Raw genomic sequence first — 14,033 nt, 5'->3', positions numbered from 1 at the left:
TTTTTATTGAACCCCTTTTTAAGCGTGTGGCTATGCAACCAGACAACTTTACAAACGAATTTTTTGGCATTGGGATACAGAATGGTAAAACACCAGAAAACCTAGGTGTTTTATGGCGCTCTGCTCAAAATCTAGGCGCCAGTTTTATTTTTACCATCGGTAATAGATATGCAAAGCAATCTAGTGATACGCATAATGCGGTAAAGGCAATGCCGTATTACCATTATGATACCTTTGATGACTTTTTTAAGCACTTGCCTAAAGGTGTGCGCATTGTAGGCGTAGAGCTTGATGATCGAGCAGAGGCGCTAGAGACCTTTCATCACCCGCGTCGTTGCGTTTACTTATTGGGTGCAGAAGATCATGGTCTTACTAATGAGGCTATAGATAAGTCGCATTTTCTTATAAAATTTCCATCTACGTTAAGTCTCAATGTTTCGGTGGCGGGAAGTATTGTAATGTATGATAGAACTAGGGAGAAGCCTAGATCTTGATGAGTTACGCTTTCGCGAAAGCGTACGTATAGAATTTGTAAACTTCAATCATATATTTATTCATCTATTACCTCAGTTCTCGTTGAGGAGCAAGCGCAACGTGGCAAATTAAAGTATCTTTGCCCAAAATAAATTATTATGTCTCATAAAGCAGGATTTGTAAACATCATCGGTAACCCTAATGTGGGTAAAAGTACGCTTATGAATGCCTTTGTGGGCGAGCGTCTTAGTATCATCACCTCAAAAGCGCAGACTACGCGTCACCGTATTTTAGGTATTGTAAATGGGGAGGATTTCCAGATGCTATTGAGTGATACCCCTGGTATTATAAAACCAGCATATGAGTTACAGGCGTCTATGATGGACTTTGTAAAAAGTGCTTTTGAAGATGCAGATGTGCTTTTGTACATTGTAGAGCTGGGTGAGAAAGAGCTTAAAGATGAGGCGTTTTTTAATAAAATACGCGGTTCAAAAATCCCTGTTTTATTACTTATAAATAAAATAGATAAAGGAAACGAAGAGACACTAGCAGAGGCATTGAAGTTATGGTCTGAAAAAGTGCCAAATGCTGAGGTGTTTGCTATTTCTGCACTCGAGAGCTTTGGTGTGCCACAGGTATTCAATAGAATTATTGAGCTATTACCGGAGTCGCCAGCTTTTTATCCTAAGGACCAACTTACAGATAAGCCAGAGCGCTTTTTTGTAAACGAGATCATCCGTGAGAAAATCTTGATGCACTACAAGAAGGAAATTCCTTATGCTGTAGAGATTGATACAGAAGATTTCTTTGAGGAGGATGAGATCATCCGCATGCGATCAGTAATTATGGTGGAGCGTGATAGTCAGAAGGGAATTATAATTGGACATAAAGGAACTGCTTTAAAAAGAGTAGGTGTAGAGGCTAGAAAGGATTTGCAGAAATTCTTTGGCAAGCAGGTGCACATTGAACTTTATGTGAAAGTAAATAAGAACTGGAGAAGTAATTCTAACCAGCTTAAGCGTTTTGGTTATAACCAGAAGTAGTATAAGTACGCTTTCGCGAAAGCGTAAGTTTACAAAGCATTACGGCCACACCGACTGATTCATGAATAGAAAACTTAAAAATAGCGAACTCAACCGAAAATCTGTTTCCGACTTCAAGGAGGCAAAAAAGACGCCTATAATTATCGTACTGGACAATATACGTAGTCTTAATAATGTAGGGTCCGTTTTCCGCACTTCAGATGCTTTTCTTGTAGAGAAAATCTATCTCTGTGGCATTACCGCAACGCCACCGCATCGCGATATACAAAAGACAGCCTTAGGAGCAACAGATGCTGTAGCATGGGAATATGTAGAGGACAGTGTTTCTCTTGTGCAACAATTAAAAGAGGATGGTGTTCATGTGTGTGCGATAGAGCAAGCAGAAGGAGCGGTGATGCTTGATAAATTTATGCCTACTACTGGTGAGAAGTATGCCGTTGTTTTTGGTAACGAAGTAAAAGGTGTTCAGCAAGAAATTGTGTCTCTAAGTAATACTGTTATTGAAATCCCACAGTTGGGTACAAAGCACTCTCTAAATATTTCTGTGAGCGCTGGAGTGGTTATTTGGGACCTATTCAGCAAGTTAGGAGTTTCTTAATGATTTGTTAAGCTGTTATTTAACAGTGGGTTAAGAGTATAGCTTTATATTTTGTTTATCTTTATGTCACAAAAACTGAACAAGATGTCAAAATTCACAATGCCTATCAGATTTGCTTTTGCAATGAGCGGAGGCCTCATAGCGTACTTCTTAGTACTTTCTCTATTTAACTTACATACTAATGTGCTATTCTCACTTTTTAATGGAGTGATTGTAGGTTTTGGGATATACGAGGTTATTAAGTATACACAAATTAAAAACGGAGCTACATACAGCTATACCGACGGTATGGTAAATGGAGTTGTCTCGGGATTTGTAGCAACCATCATTTTTACAGGATTTTTTGCATTATATGCAGGGAATATAAATCCAGAATTTCTAGACGGTCTAATTGGTCCTTGGGAGCAAACGTATAATACAAGCATAGGTTCTGTTGTATTTACAGTAGCGATTGCAGGCTTTGCAACTGTGGTATGCTTATCGCTCTGCTTTATGCAGTTATTTAAGCCAAGTTGGAATACAGAAGGAACAAAGAAAGTATTAAAAGATAGAGGAGACTCTGTGCGAGGATAAGCACTTAAAGATAAGAACAAAAAAAACCGCCAATTGGCGGTTTTTTTGCTTTTACTGGGTAGGTTCTAATTAATTCTAGTTAGTGTGACGTCGCTAGATCCTTCTATGTTTATATCTATTCCTTCTGGTAAATCTAAAGGTACAGCATCTTCAAGATCGCTAGTTATAAGAAGCGTAGTTGCGTTGAGAATTTCTATTGTAGAACTTCCTGCATCTTGACCTCCGCTAATAAAATCATTGTCAACTTGGGCAGTTGTAAACCCTGTAAAAGTTAGTTGGTTTCCATCGATGCTCCAAGTTCCATTTGTGTCAACGTCTTCGATAGTAATTGTTTGAGTGAATTCTTCGCCATCTGTTGTTGAGGTTACTAAGTAGTCATAAGATCCATTTGCAACCAGTGTGTTGTCTTCATTAAAAGTTACTGTGTAGTCAAAGTTTGATCCGCTGCCGTTTGAGGTAGATGAGATGGTTTGACCAGCAAAAGCGTATGTAAGGTCGCTGCTGAAATTTAAATCTTGGATTGACCATGTTCCTACAATAAGATTTGTGTCAACATCTGGAGCATCATCTGTAGAGCAAGACGCAAGTGTAAATGTTAAGATAATTAATGTGATGATTGATTTTAAATGTTTCATTGTTAATTGATTGATTAGTTAAGTGGGCGAAAATATATCTACAATCGTTAAAGTGCAAATAAAAACGTTAAAATATTTTATTTTTCTAGCAGCTTATTGCTTTAGATGTTGTTATTGCGCTGATGAGTAGGTATTTGTTGTCTGAGTTTTGTAAGAATGAGACGTGGTGCTGGGTATTTGTTGTAGGTTAATTTTTAATTTTCTGTAAGAATGTATTTGTAGAGTGATATTATTATATAAAAACAAATGATGCTTATTGTAAATCTTAAGATAAATAGTATATTTGCACCCGCTTAAACTGAGAGGTTTGGGCTATTATTAGTGTAATAACAATATTTAATTAATCGCTATGTACGCAATTGTAGAGATAGCAGGGCAGCAATTTAAAGTTGCAAAAGACCAAAAAGTCTTTGTTAACCGCCTATCTACCGAAGAAGGAAAAACTGTCGATTTCGACAAAGTACTTTTGGTAGGAGACGGATCTAACATCACTTTAGGCGCCCCAGCTATAGACGGAGCTCTAGTAGGAGCAAAAGTCTTAAGACACCTTAAAGGTGACAAAGTAATCGTTTTCAAGAAGAAAAGACGTAAAGGATACCGTGTGAAAAACGGACACCGCCAGTCTCTTACTGAAATCGTAATTGAAAGTATCGCTACTTCTGGAGCTAAGAAAGCTGCTCCTAAGAAAGAAGAGAAAAAAGCTGAACCTAAAGCTGCTGCTCCTGTAAAGGAAACTGCTCCTAAGGCTACTGCAAAAAAATCTTCTAAAGCAGACGATCTTAAAAAAGTAGAGGGTATCGGACCTAAAATTGCTGAAACTCTTGTAGAGGCAGGAATTTCAACTTTTGCACAACTTGCAAAAACTGATGCTGCTAAGATTTCTGAAATTATCGCAGGTGTACGTGGAAATCACGTAACTGACACATGGCCAGCACAAGCACAACTTGCTGCAGATGGTAAGTGGGATGAGCTTAAGAAATGGCAAGACGAATTAGACGGTGGTAAAGCTTAATCGCTATACTATCAAGTATAACTTATAAAACCGAAACAAGATGGCTCACAAAAAAGGAGTTGGTAGTTCTAAAAACGGTCGCGAATCAGAATCAAAACGCTTAGGTGTTAAGATCTTTGGAGGACAAGCTGCAATCGCAGGGAACATCATCGTACGTCAAAGAGGTAATACGCATCACCCAGGTGAGAACGTATACGGAGGAAAAGATCACACACTACACGCAAGAGTAGATGGTGTTGTAAAATTCCAAAAGAAAAAAGACAACAAATCTTACGTTTCTATCGTGCCTTTTGAGGCATAATAAACGAGGATAGTTTCTCAATTATCATATAAAACCCTTACCGCAATGCGGTAAGGGTTTTCTTGGTTATACTCAGTTCAATAAGTATTTATGGTTTTGGTATGTTGTTTGATGCGTTACGTAAAACACATTAAATGAGATATATACTAGGTTTATTCTGTTTGGTTATTTTGCAATCTTGCTTTCCAGTAGCAATAGCTCCTGACCTGAGTAATGGCTCCATTAAAAAAGCCAAGAAGTTTAATAAAAAGCTGCCTAAGAGGTATTCATACATCTTCACAGATCCAAAAGATGCAGATGAGTTTTATACTTACGTAAATACAAAGTATGATCTACAGCACAATTATGTAGAAGATAATGTGCCAGTAGTGCTTGATGGAAATAATTACTATGTCTCGTTTTATGAAGTGAGTAAGAATACAAAAACTGTCAATTTACTAAGACCGTTAGCAAATAAGATGTTGGAGGAAAATGGAATAGGTCCTGTATTTAATGATGATCCTATTAGAATTTATGGCGATACGTGGTATATCGCGCTTCTTATCACAGATGAGGACTTTAATGATGGTCTTAATCCATCATATGCAAATTTTGCAAGGGTAGAGGAGTTTGCTTCCTCATTGCACAAAGAATATTACAGCATGCGTAATTACAAGCAAGCGATTTTAACCGTAAAAAGGGATTAGCGATTAATCTTGTACAATGCTATCTGTACCTAAGTATCCATCATCCTTGTTGTAATACCAAGCGCGGTTTTTAGGCATTTTAATGCCTTCGATGATAGCTATGTCATCAAGCAGAATATACTCGCCTGTAGTCTCATCTGTGCCTTTAAAAAATTGATATACTTCTAGAGCGTACGTAGAAGGGTTAAAGTAAAATTGCCAAATATCTGAACCTACAGCCTTATCATAGGTTACTTTTACCATGGTATACTTTTTCCCTTTGAAAGTGACGCTTTTCACCGTAGGATCTATCTGAGTGCCTGGATCATTAAGCTTCATAGGAAGCCCGTATAAGTATGAGTAGTAATCGCGATACATTCTCGTTCTCTCACAATCTTGGCTATCGGTGGTAGTGGTGATTATTTCTCCAGCCTCATCTGTATATTTACAAGTGCCATTGCTTATCTCCCTAAACGAAGTTGCATCTTCTTGTTTTGTGGTGAGATTAAAATATTCATTAGGAATGTCAAGTGTGATAATGCTCTTTCTAGAAGCTTTTTCTGGCATATCAAGTGCTACGGTAAATTCCCCTTGAAAGGTTGACCAATTGTCATTGGGGTCATGAAATGCTATTGATTTTTTAATAATCTCAGCCCCCGTAACAGGTCTTAAAGATTGCGCATTTGCAAAGTCCGCTTTCGCGAAAGCGAGACAAAAAACAATACTCGTTATTAATAATTTTTTCATACCTATGTTTTGAAGATGAAGATACACATTGCTTTTTGGATTATCCTAACTAACTTTAGTATGCTCTTAACAGCACAGCAAGCAGATAAACCCTACTTTGAAAGTATGACAGAGAAAGATGTAATACCTACTGAGGATGCAGTGCTCAACCTTGAGAATAAAGTGATTCCTAAAGAAATTTATGATGAAGCTATCGTTGCTTTAGAGCATTACCCAGAGTTGTGGAACACTGCAATAACTTTTCAGTTTAAAGACAATATAAAAAAGTCGACAATGCAGGCACAACCGCGTTGGGCTAGTTTTTTGAAATCTAGAAAGAAACGAGAATACATTATACTTATATCAAGAACGATACAAATAGATCAAGATGAACTCAGTTTTTCTGAAGTGCCAAGTGATGTGGTTACGGGATGGTTAGGGCATGAGCTAGGTCATGTAATGGATTATAGGGAACGTTCTGGGTTTGGGATGTTAGTTTTTGGAGTGAAGTATTTATATTCTGGCGCTCATATTAAAGAAGTAGAACGTACCGCAGATGTATTTGCCATTACTCATGGAATGGGAACTTATATTTTAAAAACTAAAAACTTTATACTCGACCATGCAAATATTTCTGAGGCTTACAAAGAACGCCTGCGCAGTCTATACATGTCGCCAGAAGAAGTCATGCACCTGCTGGAGCATGACTAGCAAGATATTTATATAAAAAAACGAGTATCACTATTATGATACCCGTTTTTTTATAGTTGATTTTTTATGAAATTATTGCTTAGCAACAAAGGCTTCAAAGGCTTCAAATTTCTCTTCATCCATCACTTTCTCCATTTTTACTTGTCCTCCTTTTTTCTTGTTTTGACCACTCCATTCGTGAAAAATATTAGGGTCAATAGTGGTAACTTTTACTCCTTTGAGAGATTTTCCTCTAGCCACTTTATAATTCTTGTTTGCTTCTTTCAAACTTTTATCTAGAGCCTCTGCAAGTTCGCTTTCATTTGTAGTCGCCGTTGTGCCTAGATACCAGCAGTGGTAAAACTCTCCATCTATCTTTTTTGCACTTAGCGTAAATTCCGGAATTTCAATATCAAATTGTTCTTCAAGTTCTCTTAGGGCTACTTCCATTTTATTTACAGAAAGTTGAGAGCCAACTACGTTTAAGAAAAACTTAGTGCGTCCTGTTATTTTAATTTCTGCTCTCTCTACATCGGTAAAAGCAATCGTGTCACCTATAAGATATCTCCATGCACCAGAAACAGTACTTATGATAAGCACGTAGTCTACATCTGTTTCTACTTCTTTTAAAGTAAGAGATGTAGCATCTTGTGATAGCGAGCCGTCATTATTGATATATTCTGGAGTGAAGGGTACAAATTCAAAGTAAATACCAGCATTAGTAGAAAGCTTCATAGAGGAAGTCTCAGGTCTGCTCTGGTAAGCCATAAAACCTTCTGATGCAAGGTATGTGTCGATTACTGTAATATTTCTTCCTAGTAGTTGTCTAAAGCTCTTCTCATAAGGTTTGAAAGCAACGCCTCCACTTGTGAAAACTTGTAGATTGGGCCATATCTCATGGATATTTTTTACGTTATGATAAGCAATTACTTCTTTAAGCATAAGCTCCATCCATGATGGAATCCCGCTTAGTGCGCCTATGTCCCAATTTTTGGCTCTTTCTGCAATGGTTTTTACGCGTTCATCCCAGTTTTCAATTTTAGCGATATCTTCTCCAGGCTTGTAAAATCCTTTAAACCAAAAAGGAATATTACTCGCTGTAATACCACTTATTTCACCCTCAAGAAATTCATCATGTTCGATAAGATCTGTAGAGCTGCCTAGAGCCATTACTTCTTTATCAAAAAAATCTGTTGGTAAATCATAATGAGCAAGTGCAGATACTTGAGCAAGACTGGTGCTTCTTATGGCAGCAACCATTTCTTCAGTGACTGGAATTCTTTTGCTCGTTTTTCCAGTAGTACCACTAGAAAGTGCAAAGTAGTGAGGTTTTCCAGGCCATGTTATATCTTCTAATCCATGTTTTATGCGATCCCACCACATACTGTCCATCTGGTTATAATCGTGGTAAGGAACCATTTTTGAAAATGCAGCTGCTTGATCTTCTTCTTCTAGTAGTTGAGAAAACCCATAATACTTTCCAAAGGCAGTATCCTTTGCAGTATTCAGCATATCTGCTAGAACCTGTTCCTGCTCTTGAATAGGATTAATGTCTGAGGATAATGTATCCTTTAAGTCAATTGCACTTTTTATTATAGATCCTAGAATTGCCATGGTTGTGGTTGTTTTTACAAATATGTTAAATCTCACTATAAAGTTAATATAGATTGTAGCAAGTTTAACCCGATGTTAAGGAAGAATTGTGAAAAGAAATAGCCACTCTTTGCAGAGTGGCTATTGATAATGTGAGATATTTATGAAAGCCTAACCACAGTCACCTATACGATCCCAGCTTGTTGATAAACGTTCATAAAGTCCGCCTTGGTAGGTCACAAAATCACCTACACTATAACTTTGATTACCATTATATGCTGGCACACCTTCGCATATATCTGCTGGCGGTTGATTGCTTCCGCAAGGACCTAGGTTTGTCCAACCTCCATTTACACGTTCATAAAGATTCCCTTGGTAAGTCACTTGATTGCCTATAGTATAATTTGTGTTGCTATTGTATGCAGCTACACCATCGCAAATGTCTCCACTATTGCCTCCGTCGCCACCATCACCTGGGTACATGATATTGATGCCAGTAATATCTCCATTAGAGAGTGCTGTGCGGTTTGTAGTATATGTGGAACCATCTTTTTTTGTGATGGTAGGTTGGCCATTTTTGCTAAAAGCAAAAGAGCTATAAAGCATTACAGAATTAAAGTCAAGCTGGGCTGTATATTCTGTTCCATCTTGTCCTTGTGCAACATATGTTAGAAAGTTATAATCCACTCCATCTTGTACATTGTTTAGGTTGATGGTGAGGTAGTCATCACGATCTGCGCGACTTTGTTCGTGCCATAAACCTACGGCGTGACCTATTTCATGAATGGTGCTACCCGTAGAGCAACCGCTTGCAAGTGTAATGTCTTGGCGACCGCCTATTCTTCCTACATATGAAGAACAACCGCTACCAGGAGTGAAATACACGTAGTCCGATTGGTTTGTGCGTTGTACAAAACGTACAGAAGTGCTCGCTTCCCAGTTTGCTATGGCATTTGTAACACGAGCTTGATTAGGAAGACTAGGATTTATAGCATAATACACGGTATTGTTTGCCCATCTACCTCCAGTGCGTCCAGTGCTACGAGTAGCATCTGTGCTTTCTTGTAGTTGATTTTTTGAGAAGATTATATCTCCTTCAAAGACATAGGTGTCGTTTATAGTCGCGACTTCTAGACTATGTAATCCGTAAAATAGATTTTGTGATTGTCCTTTTTGACCTGGGAAAGCTTCTTCTGCTTTCTCAATGTCATTTGATTGGATTTCTACAGTGGTGTTTTCTGCTTCGCTGATTTCATTAATGTCTTCTTTCTCACAAGAATTAAATAGACATAATGATAAGGCACAGGCGACTGCTAGATGAAAATTTTTCATAATTGGATTTTAAATTAAAAAGGTTAATTCCAAAATCACTTATCGCGGCCGCAGAAAGTTGTCTTGAATGTTTGTATGAATACAGTAAAAAAATACTGTAATGGTTACAAATATTTAAACGTGAGAAAATTCTTATTGGATTATATGAATTTTGTTAAAAAATATAGATTACTGATTGATAGGTGTTTAAATTGAATAATCGTTAAAATTTTAACATTTAACGTGGATTTACGAGAAGATGTAGTGCTTAAAATGTGCACTTATTTTAAATACAAGCAATTATATTGATAATCAATAATCCCTTTTCCTGCATTAAGTACATCTGCACCTAGAATTCCATGAACGGGAGCAGCATCATGATTTCTCAGTGCTGTATTTACATGTGACATATCAAAGAGGACGATGTCTAATTTTTTGTATTCCCATTTTTGAATGGTAATGGTATTTTTTCGCGAAAGCTTAGTAATCATATCAGTTGCGCCAGCACCTGCAGCTAGGACTTCACTGTCTTCAGAAAGTAGCCCAAACAACTCTGCAAATTCAAAGTCTATGCACGAACTAGAAGCTCCTGTATCAAGTATGAAGGAACCTTCTACACCATTAATTCTTGCTTTCATTTCAAGATGATTAGTCACGGTAGGGAAGAGACGTGTACGGCAATATTTTTTTGAAAGTAGAAACTCGCGTAATGAAGGCATATTTATTAGTGTATTACTCAAAAATACTACAATCCTATAGACTTGTAGCTTTGTAAAGCATTGCTCAAGTTTATGTGTTTTCCCTTCTCTCTTTTCTATGCGCTAGCTATTTTTGTGGTCTATGAATTTTACAGATACCCATACCCATTTATACAGCGAGTCTTTTGATGAAGATCAGGACGTGATGATACAACGAGCAATTGACGCTGGCGTAAACAGATTTTTTATTCCTGCGATAGACTCTGAGTATACAGAGCGTATGTATGCGTTAGAAAAAAACTATCCAGATCATATGTTTTTAATGGCGGGTCTACATCCTACGCATGTTAAGGAGAATTACGAAGAAGAGCTGGCGCATGTGGAGGCACAATTTGCCGCTCGTGATTTTTATGCAGTAGGGGAGATAGGGATAGATTTGTATTGGGATAAGTCTACTTTAGAAATTCAGCGAGATGCTTTCAAACGACAAATACAACTGGCCAAAAAGTATAAAAAACCTATCGTTATACACTGTAGAGAGGCATTTGACGAAGTTTTTGAAGTGCTAGAAAGTGAGAAAGGAGATGATCTCTTTGGGATATTTCACTGCTTTTCTGGAACTAAAGAACAAGCAGAGCAGGCCATTAATTACAACATGAAACTCGGGATAGGTGGCGTAGCAACTTTTAAAAATGGTAAAATCGATCAATTTCTAGCGGAGATACCGTTATCACATATTGTACTAGAAACAGATGCGCCGTATTTAAGTCCTGTGCCGTATCGTGGTAAACGTAATGAAAGTAGCTACGTGGTTTTAGTAGCCGAAAAGCTGGCGACAATTTATCAAAAACCTTTAGATGAAATCGCTGCAATAACTACTAGTAATGCAGATGAAGTGTTTTTTACAAAGCGTGCATAGCATCTTCTTGTAAATAGTAGATGAAGACTCAAAATATTTTGTTCTTTTGTGACAAACAATCCAGACTATTTTGAATAGATACGACCATATACGACCTTATAATGATAATGAAGTAAATCAGGCTTTACTTCACGCAGCAAGACATCCTATGTTTAGGATTTTACTGCAATTTACATTTCCAGATAAAACACAAGAAGAAATTGTCGAAGTACTCAGTACCTGCTTTTCAATAGCCGATTTTCAAGAAAAAGTTATCTATAAATCAGTAACAAATCTACTTGATAAAAGTGCTGAGGATTTTACGTGTAGTGGGTTTGATACGCTTTCGCGAAAGCGGTCTTATTTATACCTATCAAACCATCGTGATATCGTGCTTGATACGTCATTGCTTAATATGACGCTTATAGATCATGGTCTTATAACAACAGCCTCTGCAATAGGAGATAACCTTGTGCAAAAAGATTTTTTAATGGAGCTGTCTAAGCTCAATAGAAACTTCTTGGTGTTAAGAGGGCAGTCACCACGTGAGATGCTTATGAGTTCTAAACTCTTGTCTCAATACATTAAGCACTTGCTAGTAGAAAATAGATCTGTGTGGGTAGCCCAGCGAGAAGGAAGAACAAAAGACGGACTCGATAAAACGCAGCAAGGCGTACTCAAGATGATTACCATTGCTCGTGGTAAAACACCACTAATGGAATACCTCAAAGAACTTAACATAGTAGGAGTCGCAATCTCTTATGAGTATGACCCTACAGATATCTTGAAGGTACCCGAAATTGTGGCAAAACAAGAAAATGTACCTTACATAAAAACAGCAAACGAAGATTTTAATAGCATCCTTAAAGGTGCACTAGGTAATAAACGCAATATCCATATAGCAGCGGCACCTATACCAGAAGAAATTTATGATCAAATTGCTCAGGATTATACAAGTGATAATGATAAGTTACAAGCATTTGCCAGTGCCTTAGATAATATAATATGGAAGCATTATAAGTTGTGGCCGTCTAATTATATTGCATATGATTTATACCATAAAAGCAATAAGTACAGCGCTTATTATGATGAGAAAGAATTACGTCATTTTGAACGTAGATTAGAAGTGCGAGTAGATGCAGAAAAGCAGATAGAAGTAGATAGCTTCTTATTAATGTACGCAAACCCAGTAGTACAATCAGAAAAAGTATGAGCAAGGCTAAAATTCTCTTAATATACACAGGTGGTACCATAGGTATGATCAAAGATTATGAAACGGGAGCTTTAAAAGCTTTCAACTTTGATGAGTTGCTTGAAAAAATCCCAGAGCTTAGATTGCTAGATTGTGAGATAAGCACCGCCTCATTTGATACCGTAATTGATTCGTCAAACATGAATCCTACTTACTGGAACGAGCTTTGTGATTTTATAAAAGAAGGATACGATAGTTATGATGGCTTTGTAGTACTGCACGGTAGCGATACCATGAGTTATAGCGCATCTGCCATAAGTTTTATGCTAGAAAATCTATCTAAGCCTGTGGTGTTTACGGGATCACAGCTTCCTATAGGAGATTTGCGCACAGATGCAAAAGAAAATTTAATTACTGCAGTTCAAGTAGCTGCTTTGAGAAAACGTAATAAACCACTTATAACTGAAGTGTGTCTCTACTTTGAGTACAAGCTATACAGAGCAAATCGCACCTCAAAAATAAGTGCTGAAAATTTTGAAGCGTTTACTTCTCCTAATTATCCAGAACTCCTCACCTCAGGAGTACATCTCACTATTAATGAAGATGCACTCTGGAAACCGAATAAAAAACCACTTAAAGTTCACAGAACCTTAGTTACAGAGATTTTACTACTTAAAATATATCCTGGTATTTCGCAGTGCTTAGTAGAAGCAATGCTTAATATTCCTTGTACGCGTGGCGTGGTGCTAGAAACCTTCGGGGCAGGAAACACCTCTACGCAACCTTGGTTTGTAGATGCGCTTAAAGCAACTATCAAGCGAGGAGTCCCTATCGTAAATATCACGCAGTGTATCTCTGGCAGTGTGCACATGGGGAATTATGAAACTAGTGTCGCTTTAAAGAAAATGGGCGTCATTAATGGAGGCGACATGACTACAGAAGCAGCCACCACAAAAATGATGTATTTACTAGGGCAGGAACTTGGGCCTAAAGTCTTTAAAACCGTCTTTGAAACTTCTTTACGAGGAGAGCTCACATAAAGTGTGTAACTCTTGAATGAGTTATTATTTTTTTGTTATTTCGCAATCCTTTAGAAAGAGTATGATTTATACGCTTTCGCGAAAATTTGAAACACCTACAACAGTGAGTTGTAATCAGATGTCGTTAAGAATAAATACCTGTAGAGCACTCGCTTTACAACAAAAATAGAGAGGTGGCCGAGTGGCTTAAGGCGCACGCCTGGAAAGCGTGTATACGGCAACGTATCGAGGGTTCGAATCCCTTCCTCTCTGCTATAAGTGCTATGCTTTAAAGTATAGCACTTTTTTGTTACTTCTGTTTTTGTTAATTCCACTTAAAAAAAAATAGTGTAGTGTATTTCTAAGCCTGCTTATCTATATATGGTTCTTGTCATAATACGCAGCCCACTAGTTTGATATAGCCAATACGTTCTTGAATGGGTTGTTTTAGATTGAGCAATAAAACTGCTTATTGCAATTGAGGGTGTCTCTTGTTGGCGAATAGAAAAGAATTCATCTTAAATATCAAGGGAATTGTAGGTTTTTCGATTTCATCATAGCGAATTACGTATTTAATCCGAAAAAAAATACTTTTTGTCGTAATT

At 37.4% G+C, this 14,033-nt stretch carries 16 protein-coding genes and 1 tRNA gene; 12 read left to right on the top strand and 5 right to left on the bottom strand.

Going from position 1 to position 14,033, the window contains the following annotated elements; all coding sequences use genetic code 11:
* The first annotated feature begins 32 nt into the window (after nucleotides 1–32).
* The 4 genes from SJY37_RS01940 (at nucleotide 33) to SJY37_RS01925 (ending at nucleotide 2,688) form a co-directional block, all read left to right on the top strand.
* Nucleotides 33–494, top strand: coding sequence for an RNA methyltransferase (locus SJY37_RS01940; protein ID WP_298330429.1), 462 nt, complete (start codon nucleotides 33–35; stop codon nucleotides 492–494).
* A gap of 138 nt (nucleotides 495–632) precedes the next feature.
* Entirely contained in the window at nucleotides 633–1,517 is an 885-nt protein-coding gene (gene era, locus SJY37_RS01935; RefSeq protein WP_108876956.1) for a GTPase Era, read from the top strand.
* Between the two features lie 61 nt (nucleotides 1,518–1,578).
* Entirely contained in the window at nucleotides 1,579–2,115 is a 537-nt protein-coding gene (locus SJY37_RS01930; protein ID WP_379952744.1) for an RNA methyltransferase, read from the top strand.
* Between the two features lie 84 nt (nucleotides 2,116–2,199).
* Nucleotides 2,200–2,688, top strand: coding sequence for a DUF4199 domain-containing protein (locus SJY37_RS01925; protein WP_379952743.1), 489 nt, complete (start codon nucleotides 2,200–2,202; stop codon nucleotides 2,686–2,688).
* Nucleotides 2,689–2,753: 65 nt separating this feature from the next.
* Here the strand turns inward: SJY37_RS01925 and SJY37_RS01920 are convergent, their stop codons facing one another.
* Entirely contained in the window at nucleotides 2,754–3,323 is a 570-nt protein-coding gene (locus tag SJY37_RS01920) for a hypothetical protein (RefSeq protein WP_298330419.1), read from the bottom strand.
* A gap of 349 nt (nucleotides 3,324–3,672) precedes the next feature.
* On the opposite strand from SJY37_RS01920, the gene rplU reads away from it, so the two are divergent.
* From rplU to SJY37_RS01905, 3 genes are all read left to right on the top strand, one after another.
* Entirely contained in the window at nucleotides 3,673–4,335 is a 663-nt protein-coding gene (gene rplU, locus SJY37_RS01915) for a 50S ribosomal protein L21 (RefSeq protein WP_379952741.1), read from the top strand.
* A gap of 40 nt (nucleotides 4,336–4,375) precedes the next feature.
* The gene (gene rpmA, locus SJY37_RS01910; protein ID WP_144668082.1) at nucleotides 4,376–4,636 is read left to right on the top strand and encodes a 50S ribosomal protein L27; all 261 of its coding nucleotides are present in this window, start codon (nucleotides 4,376–4,378) and stop codon (nucleotides 4,634–4,636) included.
* A gap of 134 nt (nucleotides 4,637–4,770) precedes the next feature.
* Nucleotides 4,771–5,322 carry a hypothetical protein gene (locus SJY37_RS01905; RefSeq protein WP_298330409.1) on the top strand — a complete coding sequence of 184 codons (552 nt, stop codon included), beginning with the start codon at nucleotides 4,771–4,773 and terminating at the stop codon, nucleotides 5,320–5,322.
* A 3-nt stretch (nucleotides 5,323–5,325) separates the two neighbouring features.
* Here the strand turns inward: SJY37_RS01905 and SJY37_RS01900 are convergent, their stop codons facing one another.
* Nucleotides 5,326–6,048 (bottom strand): DUF6503 family protein, encoded by a 723-nt coding sequence (locus tag SJY37_RS01900; RefSeq protein ID WP_298330406.1) that lies wholly within the window; start codon nucleotides 6,046–6,048, stop codon nucleotides 5,326–5,328.
* Nucleotides 6,049–6,108: 60 nt separating this feature from the next.
* Here SJY37_RS01900 and SJY37_RS01895 point away from each other — a divergent pair, with 60 nt between their 5' ends.
* Entirely contained in the window at nucleotides 6,109–6,738 is a 630-nt protein-coding gene (locus SJY37_RS01895) for a hypothetical protein (protein WP_379952740.1), read from the top strand.
* Nucleotides 6,739–6,810: 72 nt separating this feature from the next.
* On the opposite strand, the gene SJY37_RS01890 is transcribed toward SJY37_RS01895, so the two are convergent.
* The 3 genes from SJY37_RS01890 to SJY37_RS01880 form a co-directional block, all read right to left on the bottom strand.
* Nucleotides 6,811–8,331: a GH3 auxin-responsive promoter family protein gene (locus tag SJY37_RS01890; protein WP_379953352.1), complete on the bottom strand. Its 1,521-nt coding sequence runs from the start codon at nucleotides 8,329–8,331 to the stop codon at nucleotides 6,811–6,813.
* A 150-nt stretch (nucleotides 8,332–8,481) separates the two neighbouring features.
* Nucleotides 8,482–9,642 carry a M12 family metallopeptidase gene (locus SJY37_RS01885; protein WP_379952739.1) on the bottom strand — a complete coding sequence of 387 codons (1,161 nt, stop codon included), beginning with the start codon at nucleotides 9,640–9,642 and terminating at the stop codon, nucleotides 8,482–8,484.
* 260 nt (nucleotides 9,643–9,902) lie between these two features.
* Nucleotides 9,903–10,340 (bottom strand): retropepsin-like aspartic protease, encoded by a 438-nt coding sequence (locus tag SJY37_RS01880; RefSeq protein ID WP_298330392.1) that lies wholly within the window; start codon nucleotides 10,338–10,340, stop codon nucleotides 9,903–9,905.
* A 121-nt stretch (nucleotides 10,341–10,461) separates the two neighbouring features.
* Between SJY37_RS01880 and SJY37_RS01875 the strand changes: the two genes are divergently transcribed.
* From SJY37_RS01875 to SJY37_RS01860, 4 genes are all read left to right on the top strand, one after another.
* Nucleotides 10,462–11,238: a TatD family hydrolase gene (locus SJY37_RS01875; RefSeq protein WP_379952738.1), complete on the top strand. Its 777-nt coding sequence runs from the start codon at nucleotides 10,462–10,464 to the stop codon at nucleotides 11,236–11,238.
* A 70-nt stretch (nucleotides 11,239–11,308) separates the two neighbouring features.
* Complete coding sequence (locus SJY37_RS01870; RefSeq protein WP_379952737.1) at nucleotides 11,309–12,430, top strand: 1-acyl-sn-glycerol-3-phosphate acyltransferase; 1,122 nt, start codon at nucleotides 11,309–11,311, stop codon at nucleotides 12,428–12,430.
* Nucleotides 12,427–13,449 (top strand): asparaginase, encoded by a 1,023-nt coding sequence (locus tag SJY37_RS01865; RefSeq protein WP_379952736.1) that lies wholly within the window; start codon nucleotides 12,427–12,429, stop codon nucleotides 13,447–13,449. Before SJY37_RS01870 ends, SJY37_RS01865 begins: the two co-directional genes overlap by 4 nt.
* 167 nt (nucleotides 13,450–13,616) lie before the next feature.
* Nucleotides 13,617–13,701, top strand: a tRNA-Ser gene (locus SJY37_RS01860).
* Nucleotides 13,702–14,033: the final 332 nt, after the last annotated feature.

The organism is Dokdonia sp. R78006, from assembly GCF_042466145.1.
Classification (GTDB): Bacteria; Bacteroidota; Bacteroidia; order Flavobacteriales; family Flavobacteriaceae; genus Dokdonia.
This window is presented reverse-complemented; position numbering and strand designations above follow the sequence as displayed.

Excerpts from the sequence above, each read along its gene's own strand:
- SJY37_RS01940 (WP_298330429.1), top strand. The coding sequence starts at position 33 with ATGCAACCAGACAACTTTACAAACGAATTTTTTGGCATTGGGATACAG.
- era (WP_108876956.1), top strand. The coding sequence starts at position 633 with ATGTCTCATAAAGCAGGATTTGTAAACATCATCGGTAACCCTAATGTG.
- SJY37_RS01930 (WP_379952744.1), top strand. The coding sequence starts at position 1,579 with ATGAATAGAAAACTTAAAAATAGCGAACTCAACCGAAAATCTGTTTCC.
- SJY37_RS01925 (WP_379952743.1), top strand. The coding sequence starts at position 2,200 with ATGTCAAAATTCACAATGCCTATCAGATTTGCTTTTGCAATGAGCGGA.
- SJY37_RS01920 (WP_298330419.1), bottom strand. The coding sequence starts at position 3,323 with ATGAAACATTTAAAATCAATCATCACATTAATTATCTTAACATTTACA.
- rplU (WP_379952741.1), top strand. The coding sequence starts at position 3,673 with ATGTACGCAATTGTAGAGATAGCAGGGCAGCAATTTAAAGTTGCAAAA.
- rpmA (WP_144668082.1), top strand. The coding sequence starts at position 4,376 with ATGGCTCACAAAAAAGGAGTTGGTAGTTCTAAAAACGGTCGCGAATCA.
- SJY37_RS01905 (WP_298330409.1), top strand. The coding sequence starts at position 4,771 with ATGAGATATATACTAGGTTTATTCTGTTTGGTTATTTTGCAATCTTGC.
- SJY37_RS01900 (WP_298330406.1), bottom strand. The coding sequence starts at position 6,048 with ATGAAAAAATTATTAATAACGAGTATTGTTTTTTGTCTCGCTTTCGCG.
- SJY37_RS01895 (WP_379952740.1), top strand. The coding sequence starts at position 6,109 with ATGCTCTTAACAGCACAGCAAGCAGATAAACCCTACTTTGAAAGTATG.
- SJY37_RS01890 (WP_379953352.1), bottom strand. The coding sequence starts at position 8,331 with ATGGCAATTCTAGGATCTATAATAAAAAGTGCAATTGACTTAAAGGAT.
- SJY37_RS01885 (WP_379952739.1), bottom strand. The coding sequence starts at position 9,642 with ATGAAAAATTTTCATCTAGCAGTCGCCTGTGCCTTATCATTATGTCTA.
- SJY37_RS01880 (WP_298330392.1), bottom strand. The coding sequence starts at position 10,340 with ATGCCTTCATTACGCGAGTTTCTACTTTCAAAAAAATATTGCCGTACA.
- SJY37_RS01875 (WP_379952738.1), top strand. The coding sequence starts at position 10,462 with ATGAATTTTACAGATACCCATACCCATTTATACAGCGAGTCTTTTGAT.
- SJY37_RS01865 (WP_379952736.1), top strand. The coding sequence starts at position 12,427 with ATGAGCAAGGCTAAAATTCTCTTAATATACACAGGTGGTACCATAGGT.